Origin of the sequence: Parasedimentitalea maritima (assembly GCF_005771405.1) — a bacterium.
GTDB lineage: Bacteria > Pseudomonadota > Alphaproteobacteria > Rhodobacterales > Rhodobacteraceae > Parasedimentitalea > Parasedimentitalea maritima.
Map to the genome: position 1 here is coordinate 265,344 of NZ_VAUA01000001.1, position 21,934 is coordinate 287,277.

General features: G+C 55.2%; 27 protein-coding genes. 16 read left to right on the forward strand and 11 right to left on the reverse strand.

Annotation, left to right across the window (positions count from 1 at the left end):
- Window positions 1-74 precede the first annotated feature (74 nt).
- Both sfsA and FEE96_RS01275 read right to left on the reverse strand, forming a co-directional pair.
- On the reverse strand, window positions 75-776 hold the full coding sequence (sfsA, locus tag FEE96_RS01270; protein ID WP_138161182.1) for a DNA/RNA nuclease SfsA: 702 nt from the start codon (window positions 774-776) through the stop codon (window positions 75-77).
- 38 nt (window positions 777-814) lie between these two features.
- The gene (locus FEE96_RS01275) at window positions 815-1,570 is read right to left on the reverse strand and encodes an SDR family NAD(P)-dependent oxidoreductase (protein WP_138161183.1); all 756 of its coding nucleotides are present in this window, start codon (window positions 1,568-1,570) and stop codon (window positions 815-817) included.
- Window positions 1,571-1,672: 102 nt separating this feature from the next.
- Here FEE96_RS01275 and FEE96_RS01280 point away from each other — a divergent pair, with 102 nt between their 5' ends.
- From FEE96_RS01280 to FEE96_RS01300, 5 genes are all read left to right on the forward strand, one after another.
- A complete protein-coding gene (locus FEE96_RS01280) occupies window positions 1,673-2,209 on the forward strand; it encodes a TetR/AcrR family transcriptional regulator (protein ID WP_138161184.1) in 537 nt (178 codons plus the stop codon).
- A 73-nt stretch (window positions 2,210-2,282) separates the two neighbouring features.
- On the forward strand, window positions 2,283-3,005 hold the full coding sequence (locus FEE96_RS01285; protein ID WP_138161185.1) for a competence/damage-inducible protein A: 723 nt from the start codon (window positions 2,283-2,285) through the stop codon (window positions 3,003-3,005).
- Window positions 3,002-3,727, forward strand: coding sequence for a GNAT family N-acetyltransferase (locus FEE96_RS01290; RefSeq protein ID WP_138161186.1), 726 nt, complete (start codon window positions 3,002-3,004; stop codon window positions 3,725-3,727). Before FEE96_RS01285 ends, FEE96_RS01290 begins: the two co-directional genes overlap by 4 nt.
- Before the next feature lie 6 nt (window positions 3,728-3,733).
- Window positions 3,734-4,306 carry a peroxidase-related enzyme gene (locus FEE96_RS01295; RefSeq protein WP_138161187.1) on the forward strand — a complete coding sequence of 191 codons (573 nt, stop codon included), beginning with the start codon at window positions 3,734-3,736 and terminating at the stop codon, window positions 4,304-4,306.
- Window positions 4,303-5,238: an OmpA family protein gene (locus FEE96_RS01300; protein ID WP_138161188.1), complete on the forward strand. Its 936-nt coding sequence runs from the start codon at window positions 4,303-4,305 to the stop codon at window positions 5,236-5,238. The genes FEE96_RS01295 and FEE96_RS01300 overlap by 4 nt, the downstream gene beginning before the upstream one ends.
- Before the next feature lie 17 nt (window positions 5,239-5,255).
- Here the strand turns inward: FEE96_RS01300 and FEE96_RS01305 are convergent, their stop codons facing one another.
- Both FEE96_RS01305 and FEE96_RS01310 read right to left on the reverse strand, forming a co-directional pair.
- Entirely contained in the window at window positions 5,256-6,821 is a 1,566-nt protein-coding gene (locus FEE96_RS01305; protein WP_138161189.1) for a hypothetical protein, read from the reverse strand.
- A gap of 154 nt (window positions 6,822-6,975) precedes the next feature.
- Window positions 6,976-7,881 carry a LysR family transcriptional regulator gene (locus FEE96_RS01310; protein ID WP_138161190.1) on the reverse strand — a complete coding sequence of 302 codons (906 nt, stop codon included), beginning with the start codon at window positions 7,879-7,881 and terminating at the stop codon, window positions 6,976-6,978.
- Window positions 7,882-8,166: 285 nt separating this feature from the next.
- On the opposite strand from FEE96_RS01310, the gene FEE96_RS01315 reads away from it, so the two are divergent.
- The 3 genes from FEE96_RS01315 (at window position 8,167) to FEE96_RS01325 (ending at window position 9,392) form a co-directional block, all read left to right on the forward strand.
- Window positions 8,167-8,607, forward strand: a complete 441-nt coding sequence (locus FEE96_RS01315) for a DUF4399 domain-containing protein (protein WP_138161191.1) — start codon at window positions 8,167-8,169, stop codon at window positions 8,605-8,607.
- A gap of 120 nt (window positions 8,608-8,727) precedes the next feature.
- A complete protein-coding gene (locus FEE96_RS01320; protein ID WP_138161192.1) occupies window positions 8,728-9,051 on the forward strand; it encodes an NIPSNAP family protein in 324 nt (107 codons plus the stop codon).
- Window positions 9,048-9,392, forward strand: a complete 345-nt coding sequence (locus FEE96_RS01325; RefSeq protein WP_138161193.1) for an antibiotic biosynthesis monooxygenase family protein — start codon at window positions 9,048-9,050, stop codon at window positions 9,390-9,392. The genes FEE96_RS01320 and FEE96_RS01325 overlap by 4 nt, the downstream gene beginning before the upstream one ends.
- A 51-nt stretch (window positions 9,393-9,443) precedes the next feature.
- Here the strand turns inward: FEE96_RS01325 and FEE96_RS01330 are convergent, their stop codons facing one another.
- Window positions 9,444-11,471: an NADPH-dependent 2,4-dienoyl-CoA reductase gene (locus tag FEE96_RS01330; protein WP_138161194.1), complete on the reverse strand. Its 2,028-nt coding sequence runs from the start codon at window positions 11,469-11,471 to the stop codon at window positions 9,444-9,446.
- A gap of 130 nt (window positions 11,472-11,601) precedes the next feature.
- Here FEE96_RS01330 and FEE96_RS01335 point away from each other — a divergent pair, with 130 nt between their 5' ends.
- Both FEE96_RS01335 and FEE96_RS01340 read left to right on the forward strand, forming a co-directional pair.
- Window positions 11,602-12,084, forward strand: a complete 483-nt coding sequence (locus tag FEE96_RS01335; RefSeq protein WP_138161195.1) for an RNA pyrophosphohydrolase — start codon at window positions 11,602-11,604, stop codon at window positions 12,082-12,084.
- A gap of 88 nt (window positions 12,085-12,172) precedes the next feature.
- Window positions 12,173-12,565 (forward strand): hypothetical protein, encoded by a 393-nt coding sequence (locus FEE96_RS01340; protein ID WP_138161196.1) that lies wholly within the window; start codon window positions 12,173-12,175, stop codon window positions 12,563-12,565.
- A 111-nt stretch (window positions 12,566-12,676) separates the two neighbouring features.
- Here the strand turns inward: FEE96_RS01340 and FEE96_RS01345 are convergent, their stop codons facing one another.
- Window positions 12,677-13,561 (reverse strand): EamA family transporter, encoded by an 885-nt coding sequence (locus FEE96_RS01345; RefSeq protein WP_138161197.1) that lies wholly within the window; start codon window positions 13,559-13,561, stop codon window positions 12,677-12,679.
- A 76-nt stretch (window positions 13,562-13,637) separates the two neighbouring features.
- Between FEE96_RS01345 and FEE96_RS01350 the strand changes: the two genes are divergently transcribed.
- Window positions 13,638-14,126 (forward strand): MarR family winged helix-turn-helix transcriptional regulator, encoded by a 489-nt coding sequence (locus FEE96_RS01350; protein ID WP_138161643.1) that lies wholly within the window; start codon window positions 13,638-13,640, stop codon window positions 14,124-14,126.
- Window positions 14,127-14,200: 74 nt separating this feature from the next.
- Here FEE96_RS01350 and FEE96_RS01355 read toward each other — a convergent pair whose 3' ends face one another.
- From FEE96_RS01355 to FEE96_RS01365, 3 genes are all read right to left on the reverse strand, one after another.
- The gene (locus FEE96_RS01355) at window positions 14,201-15,190 is read right to left on the reverse strand and encodes an adenosine kinase (protein ID WP_138161198.1); all 990 of its coding nucleotides are present in this window, start codon (window positions 15,188-15,190) and stop codon (window positions 14,201-14,203) included.
- On the reverse strand, window positions 15,187-15,831 hold the full coding sequence (gene nth / locus FEE96_RS01360; protein ID WP_138161199.1) for an endonuclease III: 645 nt from the start codon (window positions 15,829-15,831) through the stop codon (window positions 15,187-15,189). Before nth ends, FEE96_RS01355 begins: the two co-directional genes overlap by 4 nt.
- A gap of 211 nt (window positions 15,832-16,042) precedes the next feature.
- The gene (locus FEE96_RS01365; protein WP_138161200.1) at window positions 16,043-16,420 is read right to left on the reverse strand and encodes a VOC family protein; all 378 of its coding nucleotides are present in this window, start codon (window positions 16,418-16,420) and stop codon (window positions 16,043-16,045) included.
- Between the two features lie 39 nt (window positions 16,421-16,459).
- Between FEE96_RS01365 and FEE96_RS01370 the strand changes: the two genes are divergently transcribed.
- From FEE96_RS01370 to FEE96_RS01380, 3 genes are all read left to right on the forward strand, one after another.
- On the forward strand, window positions 16,460-17,002 hold the full coding sequence (locus FEE96_RS01370; RefSeq protein ID WP_138161201.1) for a winged helix-turn-helix transcriptional regulator: 543 nt from the start codon (window positions 16,460-16,462) through the stop codon (window positions 17,000-17,002).
- Between the two features lie 131 nt (window positions 17,003-17,133).
- A complete protein-coding gene (locus tag FEE96_RS01375; RefSeq protein ID WP_138161202.1) occupies window positions 17,134-17,973 on the forward strand; it encodes a methylated-DNA--[protein]-cysteine S-methyltransferase in 840 nt (279 codons plus the stop codon).
- Window positions 17,974-18,099: 126 nt separating this feature from the next.
- Window positions 18,100-18,771 carry a YiaD family glycine zipper/OmpA-like lipoprotein gene (locus FEE96_RS01380; protein ID WP_138161644.1) on the forward strand — a complete coding sequence of 224 codons (672 nt, stop codon included), beginning with the start codon at window positions 18,100-18,102 and terminating at the stop codon, window positions 18,769-18,771.
- Window positions 18,772-18,804: 33 nt separating this feature from the next.
- Here FEE96_RS01380 and FEE96_RS01385 read toward each other — a convergent pair whose 3' ends face one another.
- A complete protein-coding gene (locus FEE96_RS01385) occupies window positions 18,805-19,326 on the reverse strand; it encodes a YkgJ family cysteine cluster protein (protein WP_171021577.1) in 522 nt (173 codons plus the stop codon).
- A 180-nt stretch (window positions 19,327-19,506) separates the two neighbouring features.
- On the opposite strand from FEE96_RS01385, the gene FEE96_RS01390 reads away from it, so the two are divergent.
- Window positions 19,507-20,049 (forward strand): NADPH-dependent FMN reductase, encoded by a 543-nt coding sequence (locus tag FEE96_RS01390; RefSeq protein WP_138161204.1) that lies wholly within the window; start codon window positions 19,507-19,509, stop codon window positions 20,047-20,049.
- 8 nt (window positions 20,050-20,057) lie between these two features.
- The gene (locus FEE96_RS01395) at window positions 20,058-20,867 is read left to right on the forward strand and encodes an HTD2 family dehydratase (protein ID WP_138161205.1); all 810 of its coding nucleotides are present in this window, start codon (window positions 20,058-20,060) and stop codon (window positions 20,865-20,867) included.
- A gap of 9 nt (window positions 20,868-20,876) precedes the next feature.
- On the opposite strand, the gene FEE96_RS01400 is transcribed toward FEE96_RS01395, so the two are convergent.
- Window positions 20,877-21,917, reverse strand: a complete 1,041-nt coding sequence (locus tag FEE96_RS01400; protein WP_138161206.1) for an NAD(P)/FAD-dependent oxidoreductase — start codon at window positions 21,915-21,917, stop codon at window positions 20,877-20,879.
- Window positions 21,918-21,934: the final 17 nt, after the last annotated feature.

Below are 21,934 nucleotides of genomic sequence, written 5' to 3' on the forward strand. Positions count from 1 at the left end.
TCCATCGCTGCAATCTTGGATCGCTATTTAAGGGTATTGGCACAAAAGGACCATAGGCTGTGATGCCGCGCTGTTCAGGCCGCGGGAATAGCCGCGCCCAAGGTAATCTCCTCAGGTGAAATATTGGTTGAATAGATCAGTCTTTCAACACCAGCGGCCTGTGCCTGGTCAAAAGCTGCAGCGTAAGCCGAGTCGATATCAGCCGCTAGCTGGAAGCGCTGGCAATCGGTCCGCTGCACCAGATAGAGCATCACAGCCCGGTGGCCTTGCTGTACCATTTTGGTCAACTCACCCAAATGTTTGGTGCCGCGCCTGGTCACACTGTCAGGAAACTCGGCGAGTCCCGGCTGACGCATCAGGGTGACGCTTTTGACCTCGACGTAACAATCGGGCAGGCCGGACTGGGTCAACAGGAAATCAATACGGCTGTTTTCACCATATTTTACCTCGGGGCGCAGGGTTTCATAATCCGCCAGTTCAATGATTTCCCCAGCCTCAAGGGAAGCCCGCAGAGCGCGATTGGGGACTGAGGTATCAACTCCGGTAAAGTGGCCGTTCTCGTGGTCAACAAGCCTCCAGCCATAGCCGAGCTTTTTCTTCGGATCGTCGTTTGGTTCCAACCATACGCGCATTCCCGGTTCGGCCAACCCCATCATTGAGCCAGGGTTGGCGCAATGTGCGGTGATCTCGCGACCATCTGGTAGCTGGCAATCGGCCAGAAACCGTTTGTAGCGGCGGATCAGGGTGGCGGGGATGAGGGGCGTGGCAAAGTTCATGCCTTCTGCCTATCGCACCCCCGCCTGCTGTTAAAGTATCAGTTGCGGCCGGCCATAACGCCGCCGTCTACATCCCAGATGGCGCCGGTGACCCAGCTCGCTTGATCTGACAACAAATGCGCAACCGTCGCTGCAACATCCGAGGTGCGGCCCACACGTCCAACGGGGTGGAATGCATCAAAGGCCCCTGTCAGGGTGTTTTCGATCTGGTCCGGGTCAATAAATGCGCCATAGATGGGCGTGATCACAACGGCGGGAGAGACCGCATTGACCCGGATGCCGTGCTCGCCCAATTCCATCGCCAGATGTTGGGTCAGAGAATGTAGGCCAGCCTTCGCCATGGAATAGGCGGATGAAGGTGTCGCTTTGACCGCCTGCTTGCCCCACATCGAACCGATGTTCACGATGGACCCGCCGCCATTAGCTTTCATGTTTTCTGCAACCGCCTGGGTGATGAAGAAGGTCGCCCGGTTCAGCCCCATGTAAGCATCGTAGTCTTCACCGGTGTGCTCCAGAAATGGCTTGGGCGCAAAAATGCCTGCTGCGTTCACCAGTTGGTTGATGTGACGCTTGCTGGTCTTCAGTTCAGCTGCAAATGCATTTGTCGCTTCTGTGTCGGACAGGTCCAGCTGCGTTGTCTCAGCCAAAAAACCCAATTCTGCTTTGGCTGCTGCCAGTTTTTCAGCTGAACGGCCAACCAGAGTAACATGCTGGCCCTGTGCTGTCAGGTTGCGGGCTGTTTCCAGACCCATGCCGCTGGAACCGCCGATGATGAGTGTTGTTGGAGTGGTCATGTCGTCATTCCTTTTGTCTACCTATCGATAGGTAGCTATATTGAGATTGCAGAGTGAGTCGTCAATCCCTATCTGTAGGTAGGTAGATAAAAGAGTGTACAAATGACCTATTCAGAAACCGCCAGCCGTATCCTGGACAGCGCCGAGCGGATGGCGCGGCAGGGCGGCTACAACAGTTTTTCCTTTCGCGAGATCGCAGCTGAGATCGGCATTAAGTCGGCCAGCGTGCACTATCATTTTGCCAATAAGGAAATTTTGGGGGCGGCGCTGGCGGAACGGTATACCAACCGGTTCCTTGCTGCGCTGGGCGAGCCAGCCGATGAAGGCGCAGATGAAATGCTGCGGCGCTATGCGGCCAGCTATCGCAAAGCCCTGATCGAGGATGGTCAAATGTGTCTCTGCGGCATGTTTGGTGCCGAGATCCGCGACTTGCCAGATCCAGTGGCCCGCCAAACCCGCGCTTTCTTTGTTCGGAATATCCAGTGGCTGGGACAGATTTTTCAAGCCAAAGGACTAGGAGCGGAGGAGGCCGAAACCAAGGCGGCCCGCATGATAGCGGCGCTTGAAGGAGCGATGATCCTGTCGCGGAGCCTTCAGGATGACACTCTGTTTGATCGGATCATTGAAGGTTACAGTTGAAAAAGAAACTGTCTGCTTGCCCTTACGGCGGGTGGGGGTATCTTGCGGGCAAAACCGCCAAAGGAGTGAGACGATGCCAAACCCCACCGCAGCCATGCTGGTCATTGGCGACGAGATCCTTTCGGGGCGCACACGCGACGCCAATATGTATTTTTTGGCCGGTGAGCTGACCAAACACGGTGTAGATTTGGCCGAGGTTCGTATTGTCAGTGATGATGCAGCTGCAATCGTTTCAGCGGTTCGGGCACTATCTGACAGCTTTGATAATGTGTTCACCAGCGGTGGAATTGGCCCCACGCATGATGACATTACTGCCGACTGCATTGCGCAGGCCTTTGATGCTCACATTGACGTACGCGACGATGCGCGGGCACTGCTGGCAGAGCACTACAAAAAATCCGGTAGTGAGCTGAACGAGGCCCGTCTACGCATGGCGCGTATTCCTGATGGGGCAACACTGATTGACAATCCGGTCTCAGTTGCGCCGGGATTTACCCTTGGCAATGTACATGTGATGGCCGGGGTGCCACTGGTCTTTCAGGCGATGGTAGCTTCGGTCCTACCAACGATTACCGGCGGCCAGCCGATGCTCTCGCAAACCCTGCGCGTTTTGCGCGGAGAGGGGGACATTGCGCCCACTTTAAGTGCACTGGCCGAGAAGTATGATGACCTGTCAATTGGCTGCTATCCGTTTCAAAAGGATGGCGCATTTGGCGCTAATATCGTGATCCGTGGCACTATCGGCACCCGCATTGATGCGGCGATGACGCAATTGGCCAAGGAGCTTGAGCTGTGAGCACAGATCCGCGTTACTACGCTGTATCAGAAGCAACTTGGCCGGCTGCGACCAGAACGAACCTAGGCCCTGTCACTTTGCGCCAGGGACTTGGCGGCGGAAGCCGGGTGTCAGCGGCGACAGTGTCAGGTGTGGTCACAGATGCAGATATAGTCGCAGCCGAGTCGGCAATGCGCGAAATGGGCCAGAAGCCGTTGTTCATGGTGCATGAAGGCGAAGATCCCCTGGATGCTTTGCTTGCGACACGTGGCTATGAGGTGATGGACCCGGTTAATATTTGGGCCTGTCCTGCGACCCTTTTAGGCGATGTCGCGATCCCGCGGGTTACCACTTTTTGTGTTTGGGAGCCCCTGGCAATCCAAAAGGAGATATGGTCTTCGGGTGGTATAGGACCACATCGCTGGGCGGTGATGGATCGTGTGGCAGGCGCTAAAACCGCATTGTTAAGTCGCAACGATGATAAACCTGCTGGTGCAGCGTTTTGTGCCATCCATGATGGCGTTGCCATGATACACGCGTTAGAGATTTTACCGCATCAGCGTCGCAAAGGAATGGGCGTTTGGATGATGCGTCAGGCGGCACTTTGGGCGCTGGACAACGGTGCTGATACGCTGGCGGTGATATGTACCAAACGTAACAAAGGCGCAAACGGGCTCTATGCTTCCCTCGGCATGACCACTGTGGGACAGTATCATTACCGCATTTTGCCGAACGGAGATTGAACCAGAATGACTGATCAGACCATGCCCACCGCGCTGGACCTGCCGATGGTGGATCCTCTGCCACCTGAGACCCAGAAGTACTTTGATATCTGTGTTGAAAAACTGGGCATGATCCCCAATGTTCTTAAGGCCAACGCCTTTGATATCGCGAAGCTCAACGCTTTTACCGGTATGTATAACGACGTGATGTTGGCAGAAAGTGGCCTGAGTAAGCTGGAGCGCGAGATGATCGCGGTGGTGGTCTCGTCGATCAACAAGTGTTTCTATTGTCTGGTTGCCCACGGTGCCGCCGTGCGGCAACTGTCCGGTGATCCAAAATTGGGTGAAGTTCTGGTGATGAACTACCGGATGGCATCTCTGGATCCACGTCAAAGCGCAATGCTGGATTTTGCTGCCAAAATGACCACTGCCAGTGCTGAAATATCAGAAAGTGACAGGCAGGGCCTGCGCGACGCTGGGTTTAGCGATCGCGATATCTGGGACATTGCCAATGTGACCGGGTTTTTCAACATGTCCAACAGGATTGCCAGCGCGACCGCGATGCAGCCCAATGACGAATACCACAGCCAGTTCCGGTGATCCGCGCACTGGTCATATTTTGCGTTTCGGCGCTGGCACTACCTGCGCTGGCAAGTGATTTGACCTTGCCAAACGGGGCCAAGACCCTGGCGCAGCGGCACAGTCCGCTAGCGCGCTATGCGTTGCCGCTGGGGCCAGCGGCTGACGATAGTGTTCCTGTCCGGCATTTCGAGGGCCAGGTGCTGCGACGCACTTGGCGGGCAGGGGGGGACGCCACTTCGCTTCAATTGTTTGCTCCGATGCGACAGCAATTGGAGGACGCAGGCTATGACATTTTGTTCCAGTGTCAGGCACAAGACTGCGGCGGCTTTGATTTCCGCTTTGGTATCGAGGTGGTTCCTGCGCCGGATATGACGGTAGCAATCGGCGATTACTTGTTTTTGTCCGCTCTAAAAGGGGATGAACAGGCCTTGTCGCTGTTGGTATCCCGATCTCGTGGCGCCAGCTATATTCAGGTGATTGAAGTGACCCCACCTGAAACCAATCCCATTGATGTTACGCCACCCAAACCTACGATACCGGTGACCGAACCTGATCAAACGGTAGAACCGGAAGAGAGGGGGCTGCTCACTGTACTGACAAACAATGGCCGCGTGGTTTTGGAGAACCTGGAGTTTGACAGCGGGTCTGCTCGCTTGGGTTCTGGTCCGTTTGAAAGCCTTGTGCGACTGGCTGAAGTTCTGCGTGATAACCCAGAGATGCATATTTCATTGGTGGGCCACACCGACAACGTTGGAGCACAAGACAAAAACATCTCTCTATCTCGTCGACGTGCTGCGGCGGTCCGAGAACGTCTGCACGAGACCTACGACATTGATGTAAACCGGATCGACGTTGCTGGTGTTGGTTATATGGCCCCGTTGACCAGCAATCTGACACCCCAAGGGCGAGAAGCCAACCGCCGGGTTGAAGCGGTACTATTGAACCGGTAACTCACAGTAAAGTTGGGCTATTTCGCCTCGATCCCGTGCTTTTTCATCGCTTTCAACATTTCACGGTCGATGATTTTTTGGAGCGATTTGTCTTTAAGCATAGCCTTGGCAGCCATATCGGTTAGCTGCTTTTCGCTCTCTTTGCCGGTGGCGCGTGCATAAATCTCGTGGTGACCAGCCTTTAGCCCCTCGTTCGAGACTTTGTTCATTACGTCCGCCCATAACTTGGCCTGCAGTGTCTTGGGAATTGTGTTGCTTTTGGCAAGTTTGGAAAACCGATCAGGCAGAATGGTTCCGGTCAGCATGTCTTTGTTTTTATACGCCCATTTCTTTTGGAACCCGCCAAGGTTTTTAACCATACCGCCCAGAAGTGCGGAGTATAAGACGCTCTCTACTGCTGCGTCGAAATCCTTCTCCGAAGGAATCTTGCCCTTCTTCATCCAGATTCCGACCAGCTTTATCGACTCTCCGATGGCACCCTTGATGACTTCCTGGCCTGAACCGGCCAGATAATTGGCGATGAACTTCTCCAGCTGCGCACTGGACATGAAGGCCACTTTTGACCCCAGTTTGGAGGCCATGGCCTTGCCCATCTTGTCGCAGAACTTCAGCGGGATCTTGTTGCCAATACCAGCTGTCAGACCGCCGATGGTCCCGTCAATGACAATGGATTGGACTGATCCCCATACCGTTACCTTCATGCCACTGGCGTGTTTGCCCAATTCCTGCGACGCGCTTTGCAAAACACCGACGCTGGCGCCCGAAGTCACGGCTGCTGCTGTTGCGCTCATCCCTGCTCCGGTGACTAGAACCGGCGCGGCCAAGGCACCAACAACGGCAAAACAGGTGGCCGAAGTAATGGTTAGTACCGTGGCAGTGGTCTGTGCCGACCCGGTGAAATCCTTCAGGAAACGTTGTATTTCGGCGTTGAAAGCATTGATCGCCGCTTCGGCCTCGGGGAGGGCCTTATCCAGCTTGGTCAGATCTTTTGAAGCAATCGCCCGCTCCAGACCGCCAGTTGCCTTGATCGAGCGGCTGATGATTTTCATATCGGGCATGTTGACGGAACCGGCCGTAATAATGATGGCCTGTGCAACCGCATTCATAACGCCGTCTTTCAACATCGCCGTATCCAGATAATCCTGATGCGTATCGATGCAGCTTTTGTGGTTTTTGATCAGCGAGGTCATATAGCCGTCGAGTTTAGCAAAGACCTCTTTGACCATCTTTTCATGGTCTTTCTCGGTGAGTTGCAGAATTTTTCCGCGATACTTGACCTCGACCATGACGACCTTGGCCGCCTCACGCTTTTGCGCTTCAAACTTGGGCTTTAGCGCCTTTTCAGTTTTGCCGCCGGGATCGACCACTTGATCAGGGTTCTTGAAACCGATTTTTTTCTGAAACGTCTTCAGGGACTTCAAAAGGCCTGAATCCATCTTTTTGGATTCTCCCATTGGCCCAATACCGTTGGCAGACAACATCGCACGAACCAGCATGACGTCAGCAGCTTTGTTCTTTACGGGTTTGCCCTGACTTTCGCGGGGAGAAAGGCCAACCGGGGCCGTGAGACTGGATCCTGCCATGGTAAATACTCAACTTGGTTAAAACCCAAGTATTCCGCGCAAACCGCCAATGCGTCAAGAAAAGGCAACTCGCTGAGCTGAACACAGCAGAAAAAAACCCCACACCGTTGGGGTATGGGGTAGTTTGAGGCACTGAAGGATGTTTGAAGAGTGGTTACCAGTCACCGGGGCCTTTGTCGGCAAAGGCGTGGACAAGGAAATCGATAAAGGCGCGGACCTTGGGCTGGGTAAATCGACCCGGCGGGTAGACTGCATAGATGCCTTGGGTTTCACGAGGTAGCGTTGGCATAACGTCTTGAACCAGACCATCAGCCATCGCTTGTGAATACAAATAGCTTGGCAAGTAGGCGATGCCGAGCCCGGAAATTGCGGCATTCAGCAGCGATTGACCATCGTTGACACTCAGCCAGCCGGCGGTGCGCACCTGACGTTTTTCGCCAGAGGGTGCCGTCAGTTTCCACATGTTGCCACTGGATTGGTTCGAATAGTGCAGCAGCTTATGTTCGTTCAGATCATCAATTTTCTGAGGATGTCCGAATTTTTCCAAATACTCGGGCGAAGCAATCATTCGCTTGGTTGTTTCGGTCAGTTTACGGGCCCGCAAGGTGCTGTCTTCCAGCTCACCAATACGCAGAGCCATGTCGAACCCTTCTGAGATCAGCTCAACAAAGCGGTTGTTTAGCACCATGTTGACGGTGATGTCCGGAAAGTCACTTAGGAATTCGGATAGCACCGGTGACAGGTGATTGACGCCAAAATCTGTAGCGACCGAAATCCGCAACAGTCCAGAGGGGGCCGATTGCATCGAGGTAACCAAGGCATCAGCTTCACCGGCGTCATTCAGTACGCGGCGTGCGCGGTCGTAATAGGCTAGGCCAATTTCGGTTGGCGATACCCGGCGGGTCGTGCGGTTCAGAAGGCGTGCACCCAGCCGCGCTTCGAGGCTGGATACGTGTTTTGAAACCGCGGACTTGGAGATGCCCATTTTACGTGCGGCATCGGTGAAACCACCCTGGTCCACGACGTTGGCAAACGCTTCCATTTCAGTCAGTCGGTCCATTTTGATCCCCTCGATCATATCTTGCTTGGGGATGTGAATGGCGGTCAATTCAGGCAACTTCGGGGCGCTGGTGGGATAATACCGGGGTTTTCCTTGGATCGTTCGGTATGTGGAAACGATCGCGTGATGTCGGCAGAGATGGATAAAATGTGAACAACGAATTTCGTCGCCAGTGACTAGTGTGTCCGAGTTTAGGAACAATGGGATCTTCCGGACGCGAGTCGCAATCTCAGCGGACGAGCGATAAGGTGTCTTCATTGTAGGTGTTTTAAAAAGGTTAGACAGATGAAGAAAATTGCAGCGGCACTAATTGCAGTCTCTTTAGCAATGCCCGCTTGGGCCGGAGGCGAGACCGCCTCTAATCCCGATGCTCAGGTCTATTTTGTGAATATTGAAGATGGAGACACCTTTGTCTCTCCGGTGACAGTTATCTTTGGCCTGTCTGGCATGGGTGTTGCTCCGGCGGGGACAGAGAAAGACAATACCGGTCACCACCATTTGCTGATCGACCGTCCGCCGCTGGGCGAGGGTGAAGATGGGGCTGATGAGCTGTCGTATGGGTTACCCGCCGACGAGCACCATGTGCATTTTGGCGGCGGGCAAACCGAAACCAAGATTGATCTGGAACCCGGTCAGCACACACTGCAACTGGTAATGGGGGATCTTGGTCATGTGCCGCATTCCACCCCAATTGTCTCAGACGTGATTACCATCGTAATTGAATGATAGAATGGGCGGCGGTTCATCCGTCGCCCAGGTCACGCGATAGCTCCACACTTCGATGCGGAGCGAAGCATTTGCTCGCGGATCGCCCCTAGAAGCAGGTCATCAAAATCGGAGTTATCAATGCTGACCTGCATCATTCGCTATCAAATCGACCCAACAAAGAAATCCCAGTTTGAGCAATACGCGCGCAATTGGGGGCAGGCGATACCGCGCTGTGGGGCAGACTTGATCGGTTACTACGCCCCGCACGAAGGCTCATCGACGCTGGCCTATGGCATCTATAACGTGGCCAGCCTGGCGGATTATGAATCCTACCGCGCACGTTTGTCGGCAGATCCCTTGGGGCGCGAAAACTATGAGTTCGCTCAGAAAGAAAAGTTCCTGTTGCGCGAGGACCGGACCTGGCTAAAACTGGCTTCTTCCCCACATGGAGCCTCAAAATGATAGCCGTCCTGTTCGAAGTTCAGATCGCTGAAGGCCGCAAGCCCGACTATCTAAAGGTCGCCGCCGATCTGTTGCCCCTGTTGCAACAGGTTGACGGGTTTATCTCGGTGGAGCGGTTCCAAAGTCTGACGAATGCAGACAAGCTTTTGTCGCTGTCCTTTTTTCGCGACGAAGAGGCCGTGGCTAACTGGCGGGCGCTGACTGAACATCGTGCCGGGCAGGACAGTGGCCGTAGCGGTATCTTTGCCGATTATCGCCTGCGTGTTGCCAGTGTCATTCGTGACTACGGAATGGAGGACCGGACAGAGGCCCCCACTGATAGTCGCAACATCCACGGTTAATGCGTAGGGTGCGTGGTTCCGCGCAGATGCGCGGGTTCACGCACCTCTCTTTTAGAACGTCGCAGCCAGCCGGGTGCCCTGATTGATGGCTCGTTTTGCATCCAGTTCCGCTGCTACGTCCGCGCCTCCGATCACGTGACAAGAGATGCCCCGCTCGGACAACGCATCGGCCAGTGATCGCTGCGAGATCTGCCCCGAGCACAGGACAATGGTATCTGCTGGAATGACTGTCGGGTTCTCGCGTGCTTCACCAAATGAGACATGTAGCCCAGCGTCATCAATATGTTCATAGTTTACACCACCAATCATCTCGACATTTTTCATTCTCAGTGTAGCCCGGTGGATCCAACCAGTGGTTTTGCCCAATCCTTTGCCGAGTGCCTTTGCCTTGCGCTGCAGCAGCGTCACCTTGCGGACCGGTGCAGCAGGCTGAGGCCCTTCGGGAGCTAGTCCAGCGCGATGTTCTGCAGGATCGGCGACGCCCCATTCTTTCATCCACAACGGTAAATCTGTGGTGGGGCTGTGGCCTTCCTCTAGCAGGAATTCGGACACGTCAAACCCGATGCCTCCAGCGCCGATCACTGCAACATGTTTGCCAACCGGCGCCTTGCCGCGCAGCACGTCGATATAGGTCAGAACATTGTCGCGGTCCTGTCCGGGGATCTGCGGATCACGTGGAATGACACCGGTAGCGATCACCACCTCGTCAAATTCGGCGAGGTCATCTGCTCCAACCTCAACCCCCAGTTTCACGGTAATCCCTGCCTCAGCGACCATGGTCCGGTACCAGTCCACCAATCCCCAGAACTCTTCCTTGCCCGGAACCTGTTTGGCCATGTTCAACTGGCCACCAATCTCATCCGACTTATCAAACAGGGTCACGGCATGGCCGCGTTGTGCTGCGGTCAGCGCCGTAGATAACCCAGCCGGTCCCGCGCCAACAATGGCAACACTTTTGGCAATTGGGGAGGGTTCGATCAGCAACTCGGTTTCGTGACAGGCCCGTGGGTTCACCAGACAGGAGGTCAACTTGCCACCAAATGTGTGGTCCAAGCAGGCCTGATTGCAGGCAATGCAGGGGGCGATCTGGTCACTCGCGCCTGTCATAGCCTTAGTCACAAACTCCGCATCTGCCAGCATCGGGCGGGCCATCGACACCATGTCGGCACAGCCCGTAGCCAGAACCTCTTCACCCACTTCGGGGGAGTTGATCCGGTTCGAGGTGATCAGGGGAATGCCCACCTTGCCCATCAGCTTTTTGGTGACCCAGGCAAAAGCCGCGCGGGGGACACTGGTGGCGATGGTGGGAATGCGGGCTTCGTGCCAGCCGATGCCGGTGTTGATTATTGTGGCGCCTGCTTTTTCAACCTCGACGGCCAGCTGCACCACCTCGTCATGGGTCGATCCATTGGGCACCAAATCAATCATCGACAGGCGGAAGATGATGATGAAGTTGGTCCCAACAGCTTCGCGCGTACGTCGGACCACTTCAATCGCCAACCGCATCCGGTTCTCATAAGACCCACCCCAGCGGTCAGTGCGTTTGTTGGTGTGGGTGACCAGAAACTGGTTGAGGAAATACCCCTCGGAGCCCATGATCTCGACCCCGTCATAACCGGCCTTTTGCGCCAGACACGCGGCATTGACGATATCGCCGATCTGCTTCTCGATCCCGTCCTCGTCCAGCTCAGTCGGCGGAAAGGGCGAGATCGGCGATTTCACCGCGCTGGGGGCAACACATTTCGGACCATAAGAATAGCGTCCGGCGTGCAGGATCTGCATCGCGATCTTGCCGCCTGCCTGATGGACCCGGTTAGTGACAATCGCGTGGTTTTTCACGTCGTCGTCACAGGTCATCATTGCCGCGCCAGGCAGAACAGAACCCTCCAGATTAGGACCAATGCCTCCGGTGACCATCAAGCCAACATTGCCCCGCGCACGCGCGGCATAAAACTCTGCGACCCGGTTCCAGTCGCGGGTCTCTTCGAGGCCAGTGTGCATCGACCCCATCAGCACGCGGTTCTTTAGGGTGGTAAAGCCCAGGTCCAACGGTGCCAGCAGGTTTGGGTACTCAGTCATAACACTCTCCCTCAGGTTTGCCGGACAGATTTACGGCCTTGGCTCGGCTTGTCACCCGAAACGCGGCGTCACCCTCTTGTGCGACGCGGGGGCACCTGTACACAGTAGCGCGACTGATCAGGAGAACACGATGACCCCGAGTGAGATTGCCAAGCTGCCCTACCGCCCCAATGTGGGTGTGATGATGATCAACGCGGATGGCGACGTCTTTGTTGGACAGCGCAAGGATCGGTTCAAAGATGCTTGGCAAATGCCTCAGGGCGGGATTGATGAGGGTGAGGACCCCCGCGCGGCTGTCCTGCGCGAGCTTGAGGAAGAAACCGGTGTAACGCCTGAACTGGTCGAGATCATCGCCGAAAGTAACGGCTGGTTGCCCTATGACCTGCCGCACGACGTGGTGCCCAAATTCTGGGGTGGCAAGTATCGCGGCCAAGAGCAAAAGTGGTATCTGATGCGGTTCACTGGGACAGATGATCAGGTCAATATCGATACCGATCACCCCGAGTTTTCAGCCTGGTGTTGGCAGCCGGTGGATCAGCTGGTTGAGAAGATCGTGCCGTTCAAGCGCGAGGTTTATGCTCGGGTCATTGAGGAGTTTAAGGGGCACTTGTGAGATGCGGCTTTTAGCTTTCACTTTCATATGCTTGAGCTTTTTGGGAGGCTCAGTGTCAGCTTATTCCTGCTTCTCGTCGAGCATCTCAATGGCTTACACGGACGCTGCAGTTTCTGAAGATGAGTACAGAGTTTTCAAAGGTCGGCTGACTTTTGATCGGGAGAAACTGTATGAAAACTTGGACGCGCTAGATGGGCGTACTCGTGTTCTAGCAACCTTTGATGGGGTTGTTCTAGGGCGACGAAGTTTTTCTGAAGAGGTTCAAGAAAGCATCATTTTGGAAGTTTATTGCCATGCGGGCATTTGTTCGGGCGTTTCCAGCGGTAAGGATTACATCTTGTTTGCTCGTGTAGAAGGCGAAGATCTCGTGTCACAATTTGATCCTTGCGGTGGGGATGGATACGATTTGGATGCTGAAACCGAGAAAGCACTGCTCTCGTGCCATCAGGGCCGAAAATGTAAGACGTTCTACGAAGAATAAGAGCCTATGCCGGAAGAGTTTAAAGCCGCAAGAAACTAGTTTTCTCGCGGCTTGGATCTAGCCAATAGGATTTGATTTGAGGCATTCCTCAAAACGGTCATCGCATAGCGTTCAAGAGATCGGTTTCACGGGTAGTTTGCGAGAACGAATTAGCTTCCATTTGTTTTGCCCCAACCAGACACTAAACAGTGCCAAGAATGCCCCAGCCCCCTGACTTGGCGACAATGTCTCCCCCATGAACACCCAGCCAAGGACAACGGCCGACAGCGGGCTGAATACACCAAGAATAGACACTGATGCTGGATCAATCCGGGCGATGCCACGGAACCACAACACATAGGTCAACGCGCCACCGATCAGGCCAAGGTAGGCTAGGCCCAGCAGATTGGCCGGGGTGAAACTGGGGACCTCGGGTGTGACCCACAAGGCCACTGGCAGCAATAACAGCCCACCAGCCGTCATCTGCCATGCGGTGAAAGTTAGCGGCGGAACCGGGGGCTGCCATTTGCGGGTCAAGACTACGCCTGCCGCCATGGATGCCGCGCCGCCCAGACCGGCCAAAATTCCAACCGTATCCAATTGGGCTGCAGGTGTCAGAAGCAGCAGTGCAACGCCTGCTATGCCCAACAGCGCGGCGAGAATCTGACCGCCGCGAATTTGGGTTTGCAGTACAAACCCAGCCAGGAAAATCACGATCAATGGCTGAACGGCCCCCAGCGTTGCGGCGACGCCACCCGGCAAGCGATAGGCGGAAATGAACAGCATGGCCCAGAAGATCGAGAAATTCAGCGCGCCTAGAATGAAAATTTTGCCGACCCAGTTCAATGGCGGCAACTGACGCACAATCAGCAACAACAGCAATCCAGCGGGCAGGGCACGCAGAAACGCCACGGTCATGGCCGAATGCTCAGGCAGCAGCTGTGTGGTCACAATGTAGCTGCTCCCCCAAATGGCTGGGGCAAGGGCAGTGAGCAGCAGATCTAAACGTCTGGACATGGGAAACTCCTTTTCTCTTGATGTCGAGATAATTGATTCAATCTTGACGTCAAGAGAAAATGTGCGACAAGAGTTTATGGACCACGTAGATTTTATCACCCGACAATGGGAAAAAGAGCGGCCAGATCTGGATGTGACGGCCATGGGCATTATCGGTCGCGTTGCGCGGCTGTATCTGACCTATCAAAAGGAAATGCATAAGACGTTTGCCAAGCACGGGTTGAACGCCGCCAAGTTCGATGTGCTGGCGACCCTGCGCCGGGCAGGGGCCCCTTATACCCTGTCGCCGGGTGTCTTGCTGGAAAGGACCATGGTGGCGTCGGGGACGATGACCAATCGGATAGATCGGCTCGAATCCGACGGGCTGGTAAAGCGGAGCGTGAATCCTGCTGACAGCCGCAGCTTTTTGGTCGGTCTCACCGACAGCGGTTTTGCCCTGATTGACAAGGTAGTGACGGAACACGTCCAAACCCAGACATCCTTGATCGCTGATCTGGATGTGGCGGATGTTGAAACCTTCCGAGCCCTTCTCGGCAAGGCGCTTGTCGCGGCAGAACTGGAATAGGTATTCCCAACAAAAAAGCCGCCCAGTACGGGCGGCTTTCTAACTACATTAAAAAACTTGAAAGTCAGATCAGATCAAACCAGACCTTCGGCCTTGAGCAGCGCCAGCATATTGGCTTCGGGGCGTGGGCCAATGTGGCTGATCACCTCGCCGGCGCAAACGCAGCCCATTTTAGCGCAAGTTTCCAGATCACGACCAGTGGCCAGACCAAACAAGAAACCCGCAGCAAATTGATCACCTGCACCGGTCGCATCTACCGGAACAACTTTGGTCACAGGGACTTCGATGTGTTTGCCTTCGGAAACAACTGTCACGCCGTCGCCAGAGCGGGTGCAAACCACCAGCGGGCAGATTGCGGCAGTTTTGGCCAGCGCCTCATCCAGATCATCAGTTTCGAACAGCGACTTGATTTCGTCCTCGTTGCCGATCACGTAGTCCAGTTCGTTTTCGATCAGTGATAGAAAATCAGCGCGGTGACGTTCCACGCAGAACGGATCGGAAATTGCGATGCCAGCCTTGCCGCCGCCTTCGTGGCAGCTGCGCGCTGCCTCCAGGAATGCTGTTTTGCCTTTGTCCTTGTCGAACAAATAGCCTTCAAGGAACATGATCTTGGCTTGACCCGCCACGTCCTTGGACACATCGGCCGAGCTCAGCTCGGACGAAATACCCAAATAGGTGTTCATCGACCGCTCACCATCGGGCGACACAAAAATCATCGAGCGCGAGGTCGGCAGCTCGCCGCCAGGCACGGGTGGGTTCACAAAATCTACGCCATCGTCGCTCATCGATTTTGCATAGAATTGTCCCAGCGCATCATCGTGCACGCGGCCAATAAATGCCGCGTCCAGCCCCAGAGCACCGGCGCCGGCAATGGTGTTGGCCACGGAACCGCCGGGCGTCTGCACTCGGCCTTGCATCGCTGCATACAACACTTCACCGCGATCACGTTCGATCAGTTGCATGATGCCTTTCTCGATCCCCATAAGATCAAGAAAGCTGTCATCGCTTTGGCTGATGACATCCACAACGGCATTGCCGATGCCAACAATCTGGTAAGTTCTCATAGGTTTTTGTCCTCAAACATGCACAGGTCGCGGATCAGGCAGGTGCCACAGAGCGGTTTGCGTGCTTTACAGTGATAGCGGCCGTGTAAGATCAGCCAGTGATGGGCGTGAAGCTGGAAATCAGCGGGAATATTGTCTTCGACAGCGCGTTCAACCGCATCGACATCCTTGCCCGGCGCAATACCGGACCGGTTGCCAACGCGGTAGATATGAGTGTCGACGGCCTGTGCCGGTTGCTGCCACCACATGTTCAGAACCACATTGGCGGTCTTGCGCCCGACACCCGGTAATGATTGCAGCGCAGCGCGGGAATTCGGGACCACGCCATTGTAGTCCTCAACCAGAATGCGGCTCATCTTGATCACATTCTTGGCCTTTTGGCGAAACAGCCCGATTGTCTTGATGTGCTCGGTCAGCCCCGCTTCGCCCAAGTCGAGCATCTTCTGCGGCGTATCCGCAATTTGGAACAATGCGCGCGTTGCTTTGTTCACTCCGGCATCGGTGGCTTGCGCCGATAGGGCGACCGCCACCGTAAGGGTATAAACATTAACATGCTCCAGCTCCCCTTTGGGTTCTGGTTCAGCTGCCTGAAATCGCGAAAATATCTCGCGGAGGGTATGATAATCGAGTTGCTTTGCCATCGCGGGCCTTAATGACGTGACAGGCAACGCATCGCAACGGGAAACCGGAGAATTGGCTCAGGCAGGGTTAACCCTGTGCTGTTTCGCAACAGCCTCCGCGCCATATTTTAACCGCGCCCCCTTGTAACCGCCCTTTAATAGACGTGCGTCAGACGGCAATTAGGTGGAACATTGCCGTCCTTCACGTGGTTGGTTCAGCTGGTGCGATAAATCATGACCCGCCTGTCAAATCTTCTGCGAGCATGAGCGCGTTGCCATCAGGATCATAAAAAGTCGCTGTTTTGACCATGCCTTCGACTACATCCGTTTCACCGTCAAATTTAACTTTGGCTAGCTCCAACTTCTGCCTCGCGGCGTCCAAGTCAGCGATTCCAAACACGGGTACACAGTTGCCCGGGGCGGGTTTGGTATGCTCGCCTAGGCCAATTGTTACTCCGCCTGTATTCGTCTGAAGTTCTGACCAGCCTGCGTCGTCGGCGTGGTAGATTGTCTCAAACCCCAACATACTGCTGTACCACTCAGCACTTACATGGCGATCCGTGACTGACAGAGAAATAGTTATGGTTTCATCGAGCGAAATTAGAGACATAGTCTTTCCTCTTGACCTTAAATGTATTAGCTATACTTTATGTACATTGAATTGTTTGTCAACATTACTTCAAGAGCTTGGGCGTTACCCATACTATCAAACATGCATGCAGGCATCGCCGGACGCCAGGCACCCCTGCTGGTGGCAACTGGCGCGAGTAGGACTGCTTTCGCACAGAGCATGGATCATCTGATCAAGATGGGGTTGGTAGAACGAAATCCCGGTTACGGTCATCCACTGCGTCCAGAGTTTCGGCTTACACTGCTAGGGACTGCTGCTGCTGCAATCGCCAACAAAATTCAAAACGTTTCCGCTGATGAAGATCAAGATTTGCTCCGCCGGTCGTGGACACTACCGGTGCTGACGTCGCTCCACTCATCAAGTCACTTCAATGATATCAAACGAAAATTGCCGAGAATTACAGATCGAGCACTATCGCAATCACTGAAGTCGATGGAGGTCAGAAGCTGGGTTCGCCGTAGCGTTGATGAGACTGCTCGCCCGCCCAAATCAATTTACGAGGCTGTAAATACGGGCGCAGTGATCAGTAAGGTAATGGCACCTGAAATCAGGTTCCTCTAGCAAAAACCGACGTTCGTTTGGAAGTGGTGAATGTCGGGAACCCCATAAATCATCTCAAGGCGCAGGTTTCGGGTCGTATGATCGCCAGTCAATCCTTAGTCTAATTTCAGACGACCACAGGAGATGCGCGGATGAATATTCAGACGAATGAGCAAAGCTATCATTATGGCGTTATGCGCCGCGCAATCGAGCTGATCGATGAAGGGGGCGAGAACCTGTCTCTGGAGGAGCTTGCGAAAAAGATGGATATGAGCCCGGCACATTTCCAGCGTCTGTTTTCGGCCTGGGTTGGGGTCTCGCCCAAACGCTATCAGCAATATTTGCGACTGGGACACGCCAAGGCCTTGTTGCACGACAATTTCACCACATTGGGAGCGTCTCACGCAATTGGATTGTCCGGGTCTGGTCGCCTGCATGACCTGTTCCTTCGCTGGGAAGCAATGAGCCCTGGTGAATACGCCCGCAAAGGGAATGACCTGCAAATTTTCTGGGGTTGGTTTGATAGTCCCTTTGGGCAGGCTCTGGCGATGGGCACGGCCAAGGGTATTTGTGGGCTGGGTTTTGCTGCTGAAACAGGAGTTGAAGCGACCATGGCTGATATGCAGTCGCGTTGGCCCAAAGCGACTTTCATCGAAGACCCGGCGATGTTGGCCCCGCTGGTCAGCGCAGCCTTTGACCGACGCGGTGAAACCGCATTGCACATGATTGGCGCTCCACTACAGATCAAGGTTTGGGAAGCATTGTTGCGGATCCCATCAGGTCAGGTCACGACCTACTCCGAGATCGCCCAGTCGATTGGTGAACCTCGCGCACAACGTGCAGTGGGAACCGCTGTGGGGCGTAATCCGGTGTCATGGCTGATTCCCTGCCACCGCGCTTTGCGCAAATCGGGGGCCTTAGGTGGATACCATTGGGGGTTGCCAGTGAAACGGGCAATGCTGGCCTATGAGGCCGCACGCAGCGAGGCCTGAGGAACGGTTGTTGCGCGGGGAATTGCCGACCCGGAGGTCACCGGGGTTGAGCCTTTTGCCATGAAGCATGATATATTGGGCAAAAGACGCGCGACAGGCGCGGTTCCGAGCAGCAAAGGCCAGACCATGACCATCGTAAAATTCTCGACAGCAACCGTTCTGGTTGCCGCCCTGGGCCTGAGTGCCTGTACCGATCCAGCCTCCTTGGGAACGTATAATGGCGATCCCAATCAAAACACCAAAGGTGGGGCTGCTATTGGGGCGCTGGTCGGCGCTGGCATCGGTGCACTGTCCAATAGCAGCAACAAAACTGCGGCGGTTCTGGGTGGAGCAGCGATTGGGGCCGTGGCTGGTGGCGCGATTGGCGCTACGCTGGACAAACAGGCCGCTGAACTGCGCGACGAGCTGGCCAATGAAGACATCACAATCGTCAACACGGGCGACCGGCTGATTGTATCTCTGCCGAACGACCTGACCTTTGCAACCGACAGCTATACAGTCAGCTCGGCAGTACAGTCAGATCTGCAAAAAGTTGCGAACAGCTTGCTGCGCTATCCAGATAGCTCGGTGCAGGTGATCGGCCACACGGATAGTGACGGTGAGGCTGCGTATAACCAAGGCCTGTCAGTGCGCCGTGCCAATGCGGTGGCAGATCAAATTCAGGCCGGTGGTGTGCCCTACAACCGGGTGCAGACAATTGGCCGAGGCGAAGACCAGCCGGTGGCCAGCAATCTGACACCTGAAGGTAAGGCGCAGAACCGCCGCGTTGAAATTGTGGTCATCCCACAAGCGAGCTGATGCTTTGACAAGGGGTCGCCACGGATGCGACCCCTATTTTTCCTTGCGAAAATTGGGCTGTAGATGCAGTCGGACATATCGCACGAAGGTTTCGAAATGAAACTCGGCGTTTTGAAACAGGTATTTGTCTATCTCTTCCGGATGCTTTGATCTGGCGGTCTTCAACGCACGCATCGCTTGTGCGGCGTTGGTGTTACCTTTGCGACGCTCAGGTCCGGGCGTTGCATCGATGGCCGCTGATTTGGCTTTGTCCTGCATTGCATGCAGGTCTTTCACGATTGCCAGAGCATCTGCATTGGGGATGGCACCCCGTTCATTGCGTTTCAGAAGTTGGCAACGATAAGTGCGACAGGTTTTAGGCCGCTGCAGGTAACAGCCACACGCCCCGTCGTTACCCAGCTGTGGACAGGGAAGGCGCATGCGCAGTTTCTCATTGCGGGTGAAAACCTCGATATCGCCTTCTAACCGATCCGCCTCTTGCTGGCTGATAGCCAAGCGGGAGAACAGGGTGCCATTGCAGCACAAGGAACAGGACACACACAGGCCGTCGCTCAAAATAAACCTCACCGTAAAAGACATTGCTGAGGATCAGAATGAGCCAAAGCTGGGGTAGGGTGCAAGTAAACACGATTTGGGTAAAGCAACGATGCACAGGAGCTGCGCAGCTATTGGGCTTTTGTACTCGCTGATCGGGGTTAGGTTAATCCGTACACCACATGTAGAGAGGACCACAACATGCCCGAGACCGTTATCCTGACCCTTTCTGGTTCGCTGCGCCGCGAGGCCACCAACCGCAAACTGCTGCTTGAAGCGGTAAGGTTGCTTGGTGACGTAAGTCATGTTGAGGCGGACCTCGATCTGCCACTTTATGATGGAGATGCGGAAAGCCGTGATGGCGTTCCGGCTGCGGTTCAGCAGTTGGCGGATCAGATTGCAGCGGCAGATGCTGTACTGATTTCCACACCTGAGTATAACAAGGGCCCTTCAGGGGTTCTAAAGAACGCCCTCGATTGGATCAGCCGCACCGACGGTCGCCCTTGGGTAGATAAACCCGTCGCCCTGATGTCGGCTGCTGCCGGTCGGACAGGTGGTGAACAGGCACAGATGGTCTTGCGCTCCTTTATGGTGCCGTTCCAACCTCGCATAATTGCGGGACCTCCAGTGCATCTGGCGGGATCGGGTGGCCAGTTCGACGATGCAGGTCATCTGACCAGCGATCAGTATTTGACGACCTTGTCGGCCTTGATGCAAAATCTGCAAACCGAGATTCAACGCTGAGAAGAAATATGAATGCCAAAGCCCAAGACCTGATCGTGCAATCAGATATGATGGACCCGGACCGTGCTGCCGCTTTGCAAGTTGCGCTAGGGCAGGGGCCGTCTCTTCGGGCTGGCAGAGACTTACCGCCATTTTTTCATCAGCTGTATTTCTGGACGCCACAACCGACCAGTAATTTGGGGCGTGACGGGCACCCGAAAACCGGCGGTGGGCTAGTGCCTGATCTGGGCCTGCCGCGTCGAATGTGGGCTGGTGGCCGATTGAGGTTTAGCGAGCCGCTACGCGCTGGTCTGGTGGCTGAAAAACGATCTGTATTGGAAACGGCAACACAAAAGAGCGGACGCAGTGGGCCGCTGGGTTTTGTGACGCTCAGACATGAAATCTGGCAGCAAGACCAGCTGTGCCTGACCGAATGGCAGGATCTGGTCTACCGCGAGGACCCAGATCCAAAGGCACCTTTGCCAATCGCGCCTGAAGCAAGGTTGGATGAAACCGATGCCCAAGAGGTTGAGTTCAGTTCAACCCTGCTGTTTCGTTATTCGGCGCTGACCTTCAACGGGCATCGCATCCATTATGATCTGGATTACGCACGCGATGTCGAAGGGTATACAGGGCTGGTGGTGCACGGTCCGCTACTGGCGCAGCAGCTGATGCTCATGGCAACTGCGCAGATCGGACCACTTGCAGAATTTAGCTTCCGAGCCTCCTCGCCACTCATGCATTTTGAAACAGCAACTCTGTGCCGCAAGGGCAATGACCTGTGGGTGCGAGGTCCGGACGGGCGACAATGTATGAGTGCGGTTGCTTTGCCAAAATAGGGCAGAAGCTTACAGGTTATCCTCTACCCGGAACCCGTCGGGAATGGCATCCACCCCATTCAGCAACAGATCCGCCATCACATGCGCCACCTTGGGGGCCATGCCAAAACCGATCTTGAAACCGCCGTTGGCGATGAAATGTCCGGGGCGGTTGGGATAGGCACCCAACATGGGCGCGCGGGACTTAGATCGCGGCCGCACCCCAGCCCAGCGATCGATCACTTCAGCACCATGCAGAACGGGCATCAGCGTGCGGATACGGTCGATTACGTCCTCAAGAAGGTCGTCAGTCTCGTCCGGGTTATCGAACTCACGTTCACTGGTGGACCCGATGGCCAATGTCCCATCTGCATGTGGAATCATGTAGAGGTTGTCCGCAAAAATCTGCGGCACCTCTCCAGCGTCAAAACGCAGTACCGCCGACTGGCCTTTTATACCGCTGCCGATCGTCTTTCCCAGTTCGGCGTTCAACTCCTGCAGCCCAGCAAAGCCTTTGGCATGCACCACCAATCCCTGATCCGGGGCCTCGGGTACCACATCTATCCCCATCACAGCCAACCCGGCGATCAGACTGGCCCCGGCGCGGCGTGGTGACATGCGGGCGGTCAAGGTGTCGTGGATGACATAGCCGGTGGCGCTGGGCGGGGTCCATGATCCGAGATCGGAAGTCTTGCAGACTGACCACTCAGCCTCGCCCTGCCACAACTCGCGCGCTGTTTCCGCCCGTCGACGGGCCATTCCCAAGGCCTTGTCGTCCTTGATGGGTTGCAATCGCCCAGTCCGGCCATAGCCCGAAGAGACACCTCCGGCCTCTTCCACCTCAGACCAGAATTTCTCCGCCATCAGCAGGCTGTCGAGCTGGAAGGCTTTCTTGGGGTTCCAGTTTTCAGGCACATGGGGGGCCAGCGCCCCGACCAATCCGCCGCTGGACCCCGAACCCGCACCATTTGGATCGACCACTTGGACCCGCGCACCACGTTGGGCACAGACCCAGGCGATTGTCAGTCCAAACGCCCCCGCGCCACGCACCGTTATGTCAGCCATTGCCATTTGTTTGCCCTTTCGAC

Bases quoted from the DNA above. Each gene is read 5' to 3' on its own strand.
- sfsA (WP_138161182.1), bottom strand. From the start codon at position 776: ATGAACTTTGCCACGCCCCTCATCCCCGCCACCCTGATCCGCCGCTAC.
- FEE96_RS01275 (WP_138161183.1), bottom strand. From the start codon at position 1,570: ATGACCACTCCAACAACACTCATCATCGGCGGTTCCAGCGGCATGGGT.
- FEE96_RS01280 (WP_138161184.1), top strand. From the start codon at position 1,673: ATGACCTATTCAGAAACCGCCAGCCGTATCCTGGACAGCGCCGAGCGG.
- FEE96_RS01285 (WP_138161185.1), top strand. From the start codon at position 2,283: ATGCCAAACCCCACCGCAGCCATGCTGGTCATTGGCGACGAGATCCTT.
- FEE96_RS01295 (WP_138161187.1), top strand. From the start codon at position 3,734: ATGACTGATCAGACCATGCCCACCGCGCTGGACCTGCCGATGGTGGAT.
- FEE96_RS01305 (WP_138161189.1), bottom strand. From the start codon at position 6,821: ATGGCAGGATCCAGTCTCACGGCCCCGGTTGGCCTTTCTCCCCGCGAA.
- FEE96_RS01310 (WP_138161190.1), bottom strand. From the start codon at position 7,881: ATGGACCGACTGACTGAAATGGAAGCGTTTGCCAACGTCGTGGACCAG.
- FEE96_RS01315 (WP_138161191.1), top strand. From the start codon at position 8,167: ATGAAGAAAATTGCAGCGGCACTAATTGCAGTCTCTTTAGCAATGCCC.
- FEE96_RS01320 (WP_138161192.1), top strand. From the start codon at position 8,728: ATGCTGACCTGCATCATTCGCTATCAAATCGACCCAACAAAGAAATCC.
- FEE96_RS01325 (WP_138161193.1), top strand. From the start codon at position 9,048: ATGATAGCCGTCCTGTTCGAAGTTCAGATCGCTGAAGGCCGCAAGCCC.
- FEE96_RS01330 (WP_138161194.1), bottom strand. From the start codon at position 11,471: ATGACTGAGTACCCAAACCTGCTGGCACCGTTGGACCTGGGCTTTACC.
- FEE96_RS01335 (WP_138161195.1), top strand. From the start codon at position 11,602: ATGACCCCGAGTGAGATTGCCAAGCTGCCCTACCGCCCCAATGTGGGT.
- FEE96_RS01340 (WP_138161196.1), top strand. From the start codon at position 12,173: ATGGCTTACACGGACGCTGCAGTTTCTGAAGATGAGTACAGAGTTTTC.
- FEE96_RS01345 (WP_138161197.1), bottom strand. From the start codon at position 13,561: ATGTCCAGACGTTTAGATCTGCTGCTCACTGCCCTTGCCCCAGCCATT.
- FEE96_RS01350 (WP_138161643.1), top strand. From the start codon at position 13,638: ATGGACCACGTAGATTTTATCACCCGACAATGGGAAAAAGAGCGGCCA.
- FEE96_RS01355 (WP_138161198.1), bottom strand. From the start codon at position 15,190: ATGAGAACTTACCAGATTGTTGGCATCGGCAATGCCGTTGTGGATGTC.
- nth (WP_138161199.1), bottom strand. From the start codon at position 15,831: ATGGCAAAGCAACTCGATTATCATACCCTCCGCGAGATATTTTCGCGA.
- FEE96_RS01365 (WP_138161200.1), bottom strand. From the start codon at position 16,420: ATGTCTCTAATTTCGCTCGATGAAACCATAACTATTTCTCTGTCAGTC.
- FEE96_RS01370 (WP_138161201.1), top strand. From the start codon at position 16,460: ATGTACATTGAATTGTTTGTCAACATTACTTCAAGAGCTTGGGCGTTA.
- FEE96_RS01375 (WP_138161202.1), top strand. From the start codon at position 17,134: ATGAATATTCAGACGAATGAGCAAAGCTATCATTATGGCGTTATGCGC.
- FEE96_RS01380 (WP_138161644.1), top strand. From the start codon at position 18,100: ATGACCATCGTAAAATTCTCGACAGCAACCGTTCTGGTTGCCGCCCTG.
- FEE96_RS01390 (WP_138161204.1), top strand. From the start codon at position 19,507: ATGCCCGAGACCGTTATCCTGACCCTTTCTGGTTCGCTGCGCCGCGAG.
- FEE96_RS01395 (WP_138161205.1), top strand. From the start codon at position 20,058: ATGAATGCCAAAGCCCAAGACCTGATCGTGCAATCAGATATGATGGAC.
- FEE96_RS01400 (WP_138161206.1), bottom strand. From the start codon at position 21,917: ATGGCAATGGCTGACATAACGGTGCGTGGCGCGGGGGCGTTTGGACTG.